This is a genomic window from Mycolicibacterium tokaiense, from assembly GCF_010725885.1.
Taxonomy (GTDB): domain Bacteria; phylum Actinomycetota; class Actinomycetes; order Mycobacteriales; family Mycobacteriaceae; genus Mycobacterium; species Mycobacterium tokaiense.
Genome location: NZ_AP022600.1, coordinates 3560591 through 3574064 on the forward strand (window position 1 = coordinate 3560591; position 13474 = coordinate 3574064).

14 protein-coding genes are annotated in these 13474 nt (G+C 68.0%); 6 read left to right on the top strand and 8 right to left on the bottom strand.

Annotated features, from left to right (window positions below; genetic code table 11):
* Positions 1-2: 2 nt before the first annotated feature.
* Both amaB and hglS read right to left on the bottom strand, forming a co-directional pair.
* A complete protein-coding gene (gene amaB, locus G6N58_RS17310) occupies positions 3-1562 on the bottom strand; it encodes an L-piperidine-6-carboxylate dehydrogenase (protein ID WP_115277897.1) in 1560 nt (519 codons plus the stop codon).
* On the bottom strand, positions 1559-2806 hold the full coding sequence (gene hglS, locus G6N58_RS17315) for a 2-oxoadipate dioxygenase/decarboxylase (protein WP_115277896.1): 1248 nt from the start codon (positions 2804-2806) through the stop codon (positions 1559-1561). The genes amaB and hglS overlap by 4 nt, the downstream gene beginning before the upstream one ends.
* Before the next feature lie 30 nt (positions 2807-2836).
* On the opposite strand from hglS, the gene G6N58_RS17320 reads away from it, so the two are divergent.
* Positions 2837-3313, top strand: a complete 477-nt coding sequence (locus tag G6N58_RS17320) for an Lrp/AsnC family transcriptional regulator (RefSeq protein WP_115277895.1) — start codon at positions 2837-2839, stop codon at positions 3311-3313.
* Between the two features lie 72 nt (positions 3314-3385).
* Positions 3386-4726, top strand: coding sequence for an L-lysine 6-transaminase (lat, locus tag G6N58_RS17325; RefSeq protein ID WP_115277894.1), 1341 nt, complete (start codon positions 3386-3388; stop codon positions 4724-4726).
* On the opposite strand, the gene G6N58_RS17330 is transcribed toward lat, so the two are convergent.
* On the bottom strand, positions 4710-5231 hold the full coding sequence (locus G6N58_RS17330; protein WP_115281447.1) for a restriction endonuclease: 522 nt from the start codon (positions 5229-5231) through the stop codon (positions 4710-4712). The genes lat and G6N58_RS17330 overlap by 17 nt on opposite strands.
* Before the next feature lie 80 nt (positions 5232-5311).
* Between G6N58_RS17330 and G6N58_RS17335 the strand changes: the two genes are divergently transcribed.
* The gene (locus G6N58_RS17335) at positions 5312-5935 is read left to right on the top strand and encodes a TIGR03085 family metal-binding protein (RefSeq protein ID WP_068919659.1); all 624 of its coding nucleotides are present in this window, start codon (positions 5312-5314) and stop codon (positions 5933-5935) included.
* Here the strand turns inward: G6N58_RS17335 and G6N58_RS17340 are convergent.
* Both G6N58_RS17340 and G6N58_RS17345 read right to left on the bottom strand, forming a co-directional pair.
* Positions 5932-8652 (bottom strand): molybdopterin-dependent oxidoreductase, encoded by a 2721-nt coding sequence (locus tag G6N58_RS17340; protein ID WP_115277893.1) that lies wholly within the window; start codon positions 8650-8652, stop codon positions 5932-5934. The two genes, G6N58_RS17335 and G6N58_RS17340, sit on opposite strands and share 4 nt — an antisense overlap.
* Positions 8649-9482 carry an FAD binding domain-containing protein gene (locus tag G6N58_RS17345; RefSeq protein ID WP_115277892.1) on the bottom strand — a complete coding sequence of 278 codons (834 nt, stop codon included), beginning with the start codon at positions 9480-9482 and terminating at the stop codon, positions 8649-8651. Before G6N58_RS17345 ends, G6N58_RS17340 begins: the two co-directional genes overlap by 4 nt.
* 181 nt (positions 9483-9663) lie before the next feature.
* Here G6N58_RS17345 and G6N58_RS17350 point away from each other — a divergent pair, with 181 nt between their 5' ends.
* Complete coding sequence (locus G6N58_RS17350) at positions 9664-10077, top strand: hypothetical protein (protein WP_232067904.1); 414 nt, start codon at positions 9664-9666, stop codon at positions 10075-10077.
* Between the two features lie 22 nt (positions 10078-10099).
* On the opposite strand, the gene G6N58_RS17355 is transcribed toward G6N58_RS17350, so the two are convergent.
* The gene (locus tag G6N58_RS17355; protein ID WP_115281445.1) at positions 10100-10282 is read right to left on the bottom strand and encodes a hypothetical protein; all 183 of its coding nucleotides are present in this window, start codon (positions 10280-10282) and stop codon (positions 10100-10102) included.
* 303 nt (positions 10283-10585) lie between these two features.
* Here G6N58_RS17355 and G6N58_RS17360 point away from each other — a divergent pair, with 303 nt between their 5' ends.
* Both G6N58_RS17360 and G6N58_RS17365 read left to right on the top strand, forming a co-directional pair.
* Positions 10586-11023 (top strand): ATP-binding protein, encoded by a 438-nt coding sequence (locus G6N58_RS17360; RefSeq protein ID WP_068915850.1) that lies wholly within the window; start codon positions 10586-10588, stop codon positions 11021-11023.
* A complete protein-coding gene (locus G6N58_RS17365; RefSeq protein WP_068915851.1) occupies positions 11020-11823 on the top strand; it encodes an RNA polymerase sigma factor SigF in 804 nt (267 codons plus the stop codon). The genes G6N58_RS17360 and G6N58_RS17365 overlap by 4 nt, the downstream gene beginning before the upstream one ends.
* Here G6N58_RS17365 and G6N58_RS17370 read toward each other — a convergent pair.
* Entirely contained in the window at positions 11811-12152 is a 342-nt protein-coding gene (locus G6N58_RS17370; protein ID WP_232067906.1) for an STAS domain-containing protein, read from the bottom strand. The two genes, G6N58_RS17365 and G6N58_RS17370, sit on opposite strands and share 13 nt — an antisense overlap.
* A 153-nt stretch (positions 12153-12305) precedes the next feature.
* Positions 12306-13472, bottom strand: a complete 1167-nt coding sequence (hpxO, locus tag G6N58_RS17375) for an FAD-dependent urate hydroxylase HpxO (protein ID WP_115277890.1) — start codon at positions 13470-13472, stop codon at positions 12306-12308.
* Between the last annotated feature and the right edge of the window lie 2 nt (positions 13473-13474).

Genomic DNA, 13474 nt, shown 5'->3' on the forward strand with positions numbered 1-13474 from the left:
GTTTAGACGAATTGCACGCCCTGGGCCAGCGGCAGCTCCGAGGAGTAGTTCACCGTGTTGGTGGCCCGACGCATGTAGGCCTTCCAAGAGTCCGACCCGGACTCGCGTCCGCCACCGGTCTGCTTCTCGCCACCGAACGCGCCGCCGATCTCAGCGCCCGACGTGCCGATGTTGACGTTGGCGATACCACAATCGGATCCGTCGGCCGCCATGAAACGTTCGGCCTCCCGGATGTCGGTGGTGAAGATGGCCGACGAAAGTCCCTGCGGCACCGCATTGTTGAGGGCGATGGCCTCGTCGAGGGTGTCGTAGGTGAGGACGTAGAGGATGGGCGCGAAGGTCTCCTCGTGCACGATCGCGGTCTGCGCCGGCATGCGCACCACCGCCGGCGTGACGTAGAACGCCCCGTCGTCACCGGTCTGCACCCGTTCACCGCCGGTCACCTCGCCGCCGTCGGCGCGGGCCTGCTCGAGTGCGCCCACCATGTCGCGGTAGCCGGTCTCGTGGATCAGCGGACCCACCAGCGTGCCGTCGGCGAACGGGTCACCGACCGGCAGGCTGCGATAGGCCGTGCTGATGCGCTCGGCGAGTGTGTCCACCACCGAGGTGTGCGCGATGACCCGGCGGAGGGTGGTGCAGCGCTGTCCGGCGGTGCCCGCCGCCGAGAACACGATGCCGCGCACGGCGAGATCCAGGTCGGCCGACGGGGTGACGATGGCGGCGTTGTTGCCGCCGAGCTCCAGCAGGACCTTGCCGAAGCGCTGCGCCACCCGTGGGCCCACCTCGCGTCCCATCCGTACCGACCCGGTGGCGCTGAGTAGCGCCACCCGAGGGTCGTCGACCAGCTGTTCGCCGACGTCGCGTCCACCGATGACCAACTGGCTCACCGCGGGCGGTGCACCCACCTCACGGGCGGCCCGCTCCAGCAGAGCCTGACAGGCGATGGCTGTCAGGGGGGTCAGCTCCGACGGCTTCCACACCACCGTGTCGCCGCACACCAGGGCGATCGCAGAGTTCCACGCCCACACCGCGACCGGGAAGTTGAAGGCCGTGATGACGCCGACCACCCCGAGCGGGTGCCAGGTCTCCATCAGCCGGTGCCCCGGCCGCTCCGAGGCAATGGTCTTGCCATACAGCTGACGCGAGAGGCCGACGGCGAACTGGCAGACGTCGATCATCTCCTGCACCTCGCCGCGGGCCTCGGAGGTGATCTTGCCGGCTTCGATGGTCACCAGGGTGGCCAGATCGTCCTTGTGCTCGGTGAGCAGCTCGCCCAGCCGGGCCACCAGCGCACCGCGCACCGGAGCCGGTGTGGTGCGCCAGGATGTGAACGCGTCGGCGGCCGCGGCGATGGCGGTCTCCACGTCGACTCCGGCGCCCTCGGCGATGGTGAACAACACATCCCCGGTGACCGGAGTGCTCGACTGCACCCCGTGACCGCCCGGAGCGGCCAGCTCGACATCCTCGACGGGACGCCCGAAGATCGTCGCCAGGGCTTCCCGGGCACGTCCGCGCAACGTGTCGGATGAGGGCATGGTGGTGGTGGCGTCCATGACTGTCATGATGCCGCTTTCTCGTAGAGGGCGTAAGGGTCGTGCAGATCTGTGCCGATGGCGCCGGCCAGCCATTCCCCGCTGTAGGCGGAGGTGTCGGTGGCGGCGCCGGCCACGGCATCGCTGTCGGTGTTGGAGCGGAAGATCCCCGCCGCGGAGGCTGGCAGGAAGTCCTCGTACACAACGGGTTTGGCGGGATTTCCGTGCTGGTAGTAGGCCAGGCCGGAGGCGCACATCTCGGCGTCGGTGCGGGGGAAGTGGCGTGCCCACACCTCGGCACGGTCGGTGGCGGCGGCCGCCTCGGCAAAGGCGGTGTCGTAGCGGGCGCGGCCGGCGGGGGTGAGCGCGACCCCGCGTGCCTCGACCTCACCGAAGCGCACCCGCAGGGTGCCCTCGGAGACGGCGCCGTCGGCATCGGCAAACCGGCGCGGCTCGGCCAGCGCGCGGAACGACGTCTGGCGCAGCAGCACGTCGGGACCGTCCCAGCGGGGCGGCCCCTGGATGGCGTCGATCATGGTGATCCCGCGCGCCGACATGCGGACGTAGAGGTCGTCGATGTCGAGCACACGCGGGGTGAGGTGGTTGATGTGGGTGGAGGAGACGCCGGCGATGTCGGCGGCCACGGCGGACACCTGCGAGAGCTCCTGGTACCAGGCCCGGTCGATGGGCTCACGGGACAGCGCGAACGCGGCCACCGCCCGCGGGACGAACTCATCGGCCTGGGTGGCTGTGCATCCACCGTCGGCAGCGAATCGCCCTGCGTCGGCGATGAGTTGAGGATCGAACAGCGTGCGTGTCGAGAGTGCGCGCAGGACGCGTGCACGCAGGTCGGCGTCGAAGAACCGGGCGTCATCGGTGGCCAGCATGGAGGTGAACACCCGGAAGGGATTGCGCGCGAGTTCGTCGGCGTAGATGGGCCGAAATGCCGTGGAGACCACCGGCACCGGGGATGCAGCATCACGCAGGTCGTAGAAGCCCACCGGAAACATCCCGAAAGCCGCGAACAACGCGGCGACGTCGGCCAGTTCGCCCGGGGTCCCCACCCGGATGGCGCCGTGGCGCTCGGCGGTGACCCGGTCCAGGCTGCCGAGCCGCTCGGCCTTCGGATGTGCGGTCAGGTGATCACGGTTCACCTGGGCACTGACCTCCACCAGGGTGGTGTAAGCGGGTACCTCGCGGGCGTACATGGCCGACAGGTCGGCGGCGAAACGCGCACGCAGTCGCCAGGTGGGCACGAATGGCTGCCCGTTCATGATGACCCCGTCCTGCGATAGTCTCCGCGTGTGTCTTCTAGCCGAGGGACGGCCGACGCCGAGCATCTCGACGACATCGACAAGGCTCTGGTGCGTGAACTGGTGTCCGACGGCCGCGCCACGCTGGCCCATCTGGCCAGTACTGCCGGCCTGTCGGTGTCGGCGGTGCAATCGCGGGTGCGGCGGCTGGAATCCAGGGGTGTGGTGAAGGGATACACCGCGCGGGTCAATCCCGAAGCGGTGGGCCACATGTTGTCGGCGTTCGTCGCCATCACTCCTCTCGATCCTTCTCAGCCCGATGATGCGCCTGCCCGCCTCGAGCACATCGATGCCATCGAGGCGTGTCATTCGGTGGCGGGCGACGAAAGCTACATGCTGCTGGTTCGTGTGGGATCGGCGCGTGCCCTCGAGGATCTCCTGCAGCAGATCCGGACAGCGGCCAACGTCCGCACCCGAAGCACGATCATCCTACAAACTTTTTACGACGGAAGACAATCTCTACCGTAGATATTCCTGTGAATCAGGGCTGAGGCCGGTTTCTTTACCGTCAGCTGTAAAATTTCCGTTAGTATTCGCGGCATGACGGAACTTTTGTCGCGTGAAGCCGGGTTTGCCGGAGAGATCACGGCCACCGACGTCCACGAGGTGCTGCGGCGCAGCATCCTGGCCGACGGTATGGACCTGGTGCTCGATCTCGAGCGGTCGCAGGGCAGCTACCTGGTGGACGCCCGCACCGGTCGCCGCCACCTGGACATGTTCACGTTCTTCGCCTCCTCGGCGTTGGGCATGAACCATCCGGCGCTCGCCGAGGACGCCGACTTCCGCACGGAACTCGCCGCGGCGGCCGTCAACAAACCGAGCAACTCCGATGTGTACACCGTGCCCATGGCACGGTTCGTCGACACCTTCGCCCGGGTGCTGGGTGACCCCGCGCTGCCGCATCTGTTCTTCGTCGACGGCGGGGCGCTGGCCGTGGAGAACGCGCTCAAGGTGGCCTTCGACTGGAAGAGCCGGCTCAACGAATCCCGCGGCCGCTCAGCCGAACTGGGCACCCGGGTGTTGCACCTCAAGGGTGCGTTCCACGGCCGCAGCGGGTACACGCTCTCGCTGACCAACACCGACCCCAACAAGGTTGCGAGATTCCCGAAGTTCGACTGGCCGCGCATCGACGCTCCCTACGTCCGCCCTGGCGCCGACATCGACGCACTCGAAGCGGAGTCGCTGCGCCAGGCCCGGGCCGCCTTCGAGGCGTACCCGCATGACATCGCCTGCTTCATCGCCGAACCCATCCAGGGTGAGGGCGGCGACCGGCACATCCGCGCCGAGTTCTTCGCCGCGATGCGCGCGCTGTGCGATGAGCACGACGCACTGCTGATCTTCGACGAGGTGCAGACCGGCTGCGGGATCACCGGGACGGCGTGGGCCTACCAACAGCTGGGCGTCGCCCCCGATGTCGTGGCGTTCGGCAAGAAGACGCAGGTGTGTGGCGTGATGGCCGGCCGGCGGGTCGACGACGTGGCCGACAACGTGTTCGCCGTCAGCTCCCGGATCAACTCCACCTGGGGCGGCAACCTGGTGGACATGGTGCGGGCCCGTCGCATCCTGGAGACCATCGAGGCCGACGGCCTGTTCGACAATGCCGCCGCCTGCGGCAGGTACCTGCTCGACGCCCTGACCGAGCTGGCTGCCGATCACCCGGGCGTGGTGCTGGACGTGCGTGGCCGTGGACTGATGTGTGCCTTCAGCCTGCCGACCGCCCAGGCGCGCGACGCGCTTGTCGAGGGATTGTGGCAGCGGGGTGTGGTGATGCTGGCCAGTGGTGGCGACAGCGTGCGGTTTCGTCCGGCGCTCACGGTGAGTCGTGGCGAGATCGACGCCGCGGTGGCCGCGGTGCGTGAGGTGCTCAGCGGGTTGGCGTAGCGGTGACGCGCAGGATCTCGGCTCGCAGGCTGCGTAGCTGAGATCCGCCCACCAGCACGCAGCCGTGCAGTTCGGCCAGGCGGCGGGCAGCCGGGGTGAACTCCTGGTTGGACACCACCATGGTGCGGGTGCAGTCCTGCATCGGAGCGCCCGCCACCACCTCCTGGACCGCACCCGGCCCCACCGGGCGGCCCAGCCGTTTGCACTGCACCGCAACACGATCCGGGCGCCGGCCGAGGATCAGGTCGACACCCCAGTCGCCGGTCAGCGGAGTCATGATCACCGGCACCCCGGCGCGGCGGGCGATGGTGGCCACGAAGTCCTCGAACTCGGTGCCCGACATCTGTGCGGTGGGTTCTTCGCGTGCGGCCGGGGTGGCGGCCCCGCGTAACGCACCTGCCAGGAACCGCGGCGCCAGGATGGCAGCCGCGGCGATGAGCACGCAGAACGCCGGGTCCACGCCGAGCAGATAGGCGCCGACACCGGCCACCGCAGCGAACAGCATCAGAAACCGGACCCGGAGCACGGCACGATGTTAGGGGGCTCATCCGACAGAAGACTCCCGGTCTGCTTACTGTGGAGACCATGACCGTTGCCAAGCGTGAACGCGCCGCCCTCGTCGAGACCCTGCGCGCCGTGGACGCGGACGCCCCCACGTTGTGTGAGGGGTGGACCGCCCGGGACCTCGCCGCGCATCTGGTGTTGCGGGAACGCCGCCTCGACGCCACCCCCGGCATCGCGTTGGCGCCCCTGCAGAAGTACACCGCCAAGGTGCAGGACCGGATTGCGGAGTCCACGCCGTATCCGGAACTGGTCGACAAGATCGCCGGCGGGCCGCCCATCTACTCGCCGTTCGTCATCCTGGATCCGCTGGTGAACGTCACCGAGATGTTCGTACACCACGAGGATGTGCGCCGGGCTCAACCCGGTTGGGAGCCACGGCAATTGGACAGTGCCACCGTGGCTGCGCTACTGCGCCCGTTCCCGTTGCTGAGCAAGGTGGCGCTGGCCAAGGTGCCGGCGCGGCTGGTGCTGCGCACCGACGCCGGCCGCACACTGGCCACCGTGGGCAATGGGCCGGAAGTCGTGTTGACCGGCGCGCCAGAAGAGTTGGTGCTGTACGCCTTCGGGCGCGATGCGATCCGGGTGGACTTCGCCGGTGACGAGACCGCGGTGGCGGCCGCGAAGACCGCCAAGCGGGGACTCTAGCTCTCGGTGCCCGTGGTCAGCGCCCGCCACACCCGGGCCGGGGTCATCGGCAGCCGGTGCAGACGGATCCCGATGGCGTCACGAATGGCGTTCGCCAGCGCCGGCGCCACCGGGTTGTACGGCGACTCACTCATCGACTTCGCACCCTGTGGCCCCAGCCGGTCATAGGTGTCGGCGAACAGGACCTCGGTCACCGGCAGGTCGGCGAGCTGGGGAATGTGGTAATTGCGCAGCGTCGCATTGGTCACCGCGCCGTCGTCGCCGAGCAGCATCTCCTCGTACAGCGCGCCGCCGATGCCCTGTGCGACGCCCCCTTCCACCTGGCCTCGACACTGCTGCGGGTTGATCACCACACCGGCGTCGGCGGCCTGCACCGAGTGCAGCACCCGCACCACGCCGGTCGAGGTGTCCACCGCCACCCGAAAACCCTGCACGTTGAAGGCCACCGATCGCGGTGTGCCGTCGTGGCGACCGACACCCTCCATCGGGGCGTCGCCGACCAGCTCGGCGAACCCGATCAGCCGGTCACCGCACTGCACGCCGTTGGGGCCGAGCTCGCACTGCGACGGGTCAACCCCGGCCAGCGCTGCCGCCGACGCCAGGAGCGTGGTGCGCAGGTGCGCACACGCGGTCTGCACGGCCTTGCCCGCCACCACCGTTCCCGCCGAACCGAAGGCACCCGTGTCGTGTGCGGCCACATCGGTATCGGACTGGCGCAACACGATTCGGTCTGACGTGGTGTTCAGTTCGGTGGCAGCGAGCTGCGCGTGCACCGTCGATGTTCCGTTGCCGAATTCCGCGGTGCCCACCCACAGCGTGTAGGCACCGGAGGCAGACAACGACACCCGTGCTTCGGCAAAATGCCCCCGGGGCGGAATGGTCGCGATCATGGCTGCCGCCATGCCGGTGCCGACCCGCCACTGCGGGCCGACAGGTGCCGGGGTGCCCGCGCCGCTGCGCAGCGACGCCTCCACCAGGTCCAGGCATTGGTCCAGACCGTAACTGCCAAAGGTCAGATCATCGCGGGCCACATGGGAATCGACGAAGTCGTCGCCGGGCACGATGACGTTGCGCCTGCGCATCTCGAACGGGTCGACGCCCAGCTGTACCGCCAGCTCGTCGATCGCCGACTCGATCGCGAAGATCATCTGCGAGAGGCCATAACCGCGGAAGGCCCCTGACGGCAGGTTGTTCGTGTACACGGCTTGGGCGTCGACGTGTTTGTTCGGGCAGCGATACAGCGCCAGCGACTCACCGCAGCTGTGGAACATCACGCCGGGGGAATGGTTGCCGTAGGCCCCGGCGTCCACCAACACGTCGGCGGCCAGTGCGGTCAGCACCCCGTCCGCCCCGGCAGCTGCCGTCACGTCGATCCGGAAGGGATGGCGGCACGGCGCCACCGTGAATTGGTCGCCGCGGGTGAATTCGAAACGCACCGGCTGCCCGAGTCGCAGCACCGCCAGCGCCACCAGGTCCTCGGTCAGCATCTCCTGCTTGCCGCCGAAGCCGCCGCCCACCCTCTTGGTGAACACGTGGACGTCCTCGCGGGCCAGCCCGAAGACATGGCACAACTCGTCGCGAACCAGGAACGGAACCTGGGTGCTGCTGCGGATCACCAGCCGACCGGCATCATCGCGCCACCCGGTGCACCCGTGTGTCTCCAGATGGCTGTGCTGCACCCGCTGGGTGTGCCACCGGCCCGTCACCACCGCGCCACCGGTGGCGCGTGCGGCCGCGATGCCGGCCTCGACATCGCCTACGCCGCCGTGCAATTCGGCAACCGTGTTGCGTGCGGGATCAGCGATGCGGCTGGTGTCCGATTTGTCGCCGTGCACCAGGGGTGCGCCAGGGGAGCGGGCGGCCTCGGGCTCGAACACCGCCGGCAATGCCTCGTACTCGACCACCAGAGCGCGGCAGGCCTTTTCGGCGGTGGCCAGGTCGTCGGCGACCACCGCGGCCACCCGCTGTCCGAGGTGCCGAACGGTGTCGTCGAGCACCCGGGTGTCGTCGGGATCGTCGAGGCGGTTCTCGTGCCGCGCGGTCGAGAACGCCACCGGCGGACTGTCGTGGTGGGTCAATACCAGGCGTACGCCCGGCAGGGATTCGGCGGCGGAGGTGTCGATGGAGCGGATTCTGGCGTGGGCCATCGGACTGGCCAGCACGGCCATGTGCAACAGGCCGGGCATCGTGAAGTCCATGGTGTACTGCTCGGTGCCGGTCACCACCCGCGACCCGGCGGGTGCGCTGACGGACCGGCCCACATCAGCGCCCTGCGCCGGCTTCTCGGTGTTGGCCCGCCCGTCCACCGCGTCGGTGATGCTCCGGTAGCCGGTGCAACGGCACAGGTTGCCCTTCAGGCTGCGGGGCAGATCAGCCAGTTGTGCCTCCGACAGCGCCGAGGCGGTGGTGATCATCCCGGCGGTGCAGAACCCGCATTGAAAGCCGGCGGCTTCCAGGAACTTTCGTTGCATGGGGTGCAGATCGTCGGGGGTGCCCAGGCCCGCGACGGTGGTGACGTCGCGATTGTCGGCGCGAAAAGCCGGGAAGACGCACGAGTGGACCGCACGCCCGTCCACCAGTACCGAACAGGCGCCGCAGTCGCCGGCGTCGCAACCCTTCTTCACCTCGAAGTGCCCCTGGTCGCGCAGGAAGGTGCGCAGACACTGGCCGGGCCGGGGGTTGCCGCCGGCCGGCTCTCCGTTGATGCGGATGCTCACCGCAGCGCCGCGCAGACGTCTCGCGCCAACTGCAGGGTCACGCCGCGGCGCCAGTCCGGATCGCCATGCGCGTCCCTGGTCCACTCGTGGTCGGGGATGCGGTCATGCTCGACCTCGATCTGGTGATCGGTTGGGGCGGTCTCGAACACGAACACATAGGGGCGCACGGTCGCTGCGGTGATCGACAGCCAGAACCGCCCCCCGTCGGCGATGGTGTCGCGGCGGCCGATCACCACGATCCCCGAGCGGCCCAGCTCCGACGGCGCCAGCTTGCGCATCTGCGTCTGGGCCCGCAGTGCGTGTGCGGGTAGGTGCACCGAACGCAGGAGATCACCCGCGCTCAGCACATTGGTGGAATCACCGGTGACGAAGTCGGTGATCGCAACTCGGTACTGCGATCCGTCGGCCCGCCAGACGGTCACGGTGCCGTCGAGCGCCGAGAGCAGCGAGATGATGGCCCCCGCCGGGAACGAGAGACAGACGTTGCCCCCGACGGTTGCGGTGTGCCAGATCTTGAACGACATGAGCAACGCCTCGCAGCACTGCCGCAGCAGCGGGGCGGCCCGCCACTGCGGACACAGCGTCGGGAGTTCGTCGGACAGTGCCGCCACCTGCTCGATGGTGCAGGTGGCGGCAATCTCCAGTTCGTCGCGCCCGATCACCCACGGCTGCCAGTCCAGTCCGGTGATGTCCACCAGTCGCCGCAGCTGAGTCTGCGGCTCGGAGAACAACCACGTGCCGCCCGCCAGCACCGCATCGTGGGGCCCGAGAGGCCAGACATCATCGCGGCTGGTCGCGATGTCGACGACCTCGACGGTGTGCAGGTCCATTCCGTCACGCTAGTCAAGCGGGCACCGCGGCGCAGCGCGGCGAGAAGGGGCCACTGCAGCGGGAAATGCATGAATTACGTCGCAATTACAGCACCGACACGGAAACAATTCGATAAATTTGTGTCCGAACGTTTTGGGTTCCGAACAGGCGGGTACAGGGGAGCACCCGGAAAGGAACGACATGGCGGTCACGCGCAGGTCAGAGGCACAGTTGAGTGCCGATCCCCGCACCGATGACGTGCGCGGCCACACCGGTGGGGGTAAGACTCGCAGCCCTGCCGACGCGGTGCGGTTCACCGTGGCTGTCGCCGTGGCCGGACTCGCCTTCCTCATCATGGCGGCCCTGTGGGTCGGTACGTGTATCGAGTCGATGGACGTCGACACCGTTGCCTGCGGCGTACCGCAGCGCACGTTTCTCGGTGTCGGTGCCCCGATCATCCTGCTCGGCGGCGCGGTCTGGGCATTCGTCTGCACCTATCGCGCCTGGCGAGAGGACAGCGGAGAACGCTTCTGGGCATGGCAGGGCGCGGGGTGGTTCCTGGCCACCGCATTCCTGATCACCCTGGCGATGGGATTCCCGGCGCTCGCCTGGTAGGCACGGCGCAGTGGGAGAGGCGTCAGCGCCGCTCCTCGTCCGGATCCAGCTCGTCCAGGGCCTGCCGCTGTTCTTGCCAGTCCCCGGGGTCGCTCTCCAGTGGCGGGGCGCCGTCCGGACCGTCGGCAGGTGCCGGGTCGGCCACCGGCTGCTGTTGTTCCATGGCATCGTCGATCGGTACGTCATCGGAAAAGGGACCAGACATGCGACGGTAGTTACCCGTGTGACCGTCCGCGAAAACGGTGCCCGCCGACTCGGGGAACTCTGGAGCCGATGCGGGGGCCGGCGAGACCGTCCACCCGCGGTTGATACCCCGGCGCAGGGCGTCCACACACGTCCGTTGCCATGTCACATCGGAGTTTGGCAGCGCCGTTGCGGGGGGTACGACTGCGGTCACCATTTACATCGAGACGGCCGTCGACACCACAGAACGGGGAAGGGTGGAGCCATGGTTAGTTGGTCTGCCAGCTGGGGTAGTCTCGGTGCGATATTGCCGGGAGGCCATTACATGTTCGAGTCCGAAAGTTCCGACACCGCGAGCGTTCGCAGCCCCAAGGCTGTGGAGTTGCGCATCGATGCGCAGCTGGAGAACCTCGCCGTGGTGCGAACCGTCATCGGGGCGATCGGGACTTTCGAGGACCTGGATCTGGATGCGGTGGCCGATCTGCGGCTGGCGGTGGACGAGGCCTGCACGCGGCTGATCAAGTCGGCCGCCAAGGACGCCACGCTGGTCCTGGTGATCGACCCCCGCCCCAACGAACTGGTCATCGACGTGTCGACGTCCTCGACCACAGAGGACGTCCTGACGCCTGGCAGCTTCAGCTGGCACGTCCTGACCTCCCTCACTGATGATGTCAGCACGTTCCGCAACGGATCGGATGTCGACGGGCTCGGACCGGTGTTCGGCATCTCGTTGACGACGAGGCGAGTGAGCCCAGCACGGTGACCCCGCCAGGTTCGCAGGGGTCGGCCTCGCGTACCGGAGCTTCGCGTTCGAGTTCTGAATACGCCGATGTGCCGGACATGTTCCGTGAGTTGGCCGAGCTGCCACCGGATTCCAGGCAGTTTCAGCGGCAGCGCGACCGCATCGTGGAACGCTGCCTGCCCCTGGCCGATCACATCGCCCGCCGTTTCGACGGCCGCGGCGAACCCCGCGACGACCTCGTCCAGGTGGCCCGGGTGGGTCTGGTCAACGCCGTCATCCGGTTCGACGTCAATGCCGGCTCGGACTTCGTGTCGTTCGCGGTCCCCACGATCATGGGTGAGGTGCGACGGCACTTCCGCGACAACAGCTGGTCGGTGAAGGTACCTCGCCGACTGAAGGAACTGCATTTGCGCCTGGGCAGCGCCACCGCCGAGCTGTCCCAGCGGCTCGGTCGCGCCCCCACTCCCACCGAGCTCGCCGAGGAACTCGGTATGGATCGCGACGAGGTGGTCGAGGGCCTGGTCGCAGGCAGCTCCTACAACACCCTGTCGATCGACAGTGGCGGCAGCGGCAACGAAGATGCCCCCGCCATCGCCGATACTCTCGGCGACGTCGACCTGACCCTCGACCAGATCGAGAATCGCGAGGCGCTGCGGCCGCTGCTGGAGTCACTCCCCGAACGGGAACGCACCGTGGTCGTCTTGCGCTTCTTCGAATCGCTGACCCAGACCCAGATCGCCGAACGCATCGGCGTTTCGCAGATGCATGTGTCGCGTCTGCTGGCCCGGGCGCTGACCCGGCTGCGCGATCAGCTCGAGTGAGTGGTCACCACTGGCAGGGTGCGGTCCGGATCGCAGATCCGCAGCACCCGCGCCACTGGCTCGCTGGCTGATACCGTCCATCGGATCCCGGCCGCGGCGCAGCCGACGTTGACCATGTGCAGCGCCGAGAAGCCGGCGGTCCCGAAGAACTGCAACGTGCTCAGGTCGACGTGCAACGCCCGGCCGGGGCGCAGGTGCGCGGTGACGAATCGGCCGAAGTCTTCGGCGTTGGCCGCGTCCAGGTCGCCGGCGAGGGTGATCGTCACATGGTCGTCGTGCCACGCCACCACAGCGCGTTCGAAAGTCGTGGAAATGGGTTTGGTGGACATCGTGACCCCCATCAATCGCTGCGAAAGCTCGCGGGTCGCGTCAAGTCTCGAGTTCTGACAAGCTCGCCAGTTTGACGTTTCCTGGTTCGGCTGTGAACTCAACCTGTAGCCGACCATACGCCTACCGACACCGGCCGACAACATCGTCGGTGGTCAGCGCACCGGAGTGACCGGGCCGCCCATGATGTTGCCGACGATGCCCCGGATGACATTCGTGCCGTCTTCGACCCGCAGCTCGTCGTACCACTGCTGGGTGATCTGCGGATCCTTGGCGTGGGTGACATCGCAGCGTTTGCGTGCCCGCAACACCAGGTCTGCGGCTCGGTCGACGCGGGCTCGCTGGTAGGCCGCGAGTGCGGTGTGCACATCCCCCGGGTGATCGCGGAACGCCCACTGCAATGCCACCGCGTCCTCCATGGCCGAGCAGCCGCCCTGCCCGATGTCGGGGGTGGTGTTGTGCGCCGCGTCGCCGAGTAGCGCGACCCGGCCCTTGACCCAGGTGGAGAACGGGTCGAGGTCGGCGATCTCGACCCGGTTGGTGGTCATCGGGTCCAGCGTGTCGATCAGAGTCTGCACACCAGGTGCCCAGCCCCGGAAATGCTCGCGCAACACTTCGCGGGCGGTACCCGGCTCATAGGGCAGGCCGGGCGGTGCCACCACGTCGAAGAAGAAATAGAACCGCCCTCCGGCCACTGGCATCACCGAAACGCGTTGCCCGTCACCGACGTACGTGGTCCATTCGGTGGCAGGTCCGATGGCGTCGTCAGCGTCCACCAGGCCGTTGAAGTTGACGTAGCCGGCGTAGCGACGCGTCACCGGGGCACCCAGGACGTACTCGCGGGTGATGGAACTGGCTCCGTCTGCGCCGATGACGACGTCCGCGGTCGCGGTGGTGCCGTCGGCGAAGGTGGCGCTGGCCGAGCCAGGACCGTCCTGCACCGCCACCATTTTCATGCCGAAGTGGATGTCCTCGAGGCCGTAGGCCTGCATCAGCATCATCTGCAGATCGGCCCGGGCGATCGGGTAGGGCCGCTGGCCCACCTGGTCGATGAGCGGCTGCAGCGAGAATCGGCACATGGTGTCGCCGCTGTGCCCGTCCAGATAGCTCATGCTGTCGACGATGCCGCCCAGCGCGGCCGTCTGCTGCTCCAGCCCCAGATAGTTCAGACACTTGACCCCGTTGGACCAGACCGAGATGGCGGCACCGACGGGTTTGTTCTCGGTGACGCGTTCGTAGACTTCGGTGTCGATGCCGATCTGCCGCAACGCAAGTGCTGCGCTCATGCCGCCCATGCCGGCGCCGATGATGATGGCTTTCACTG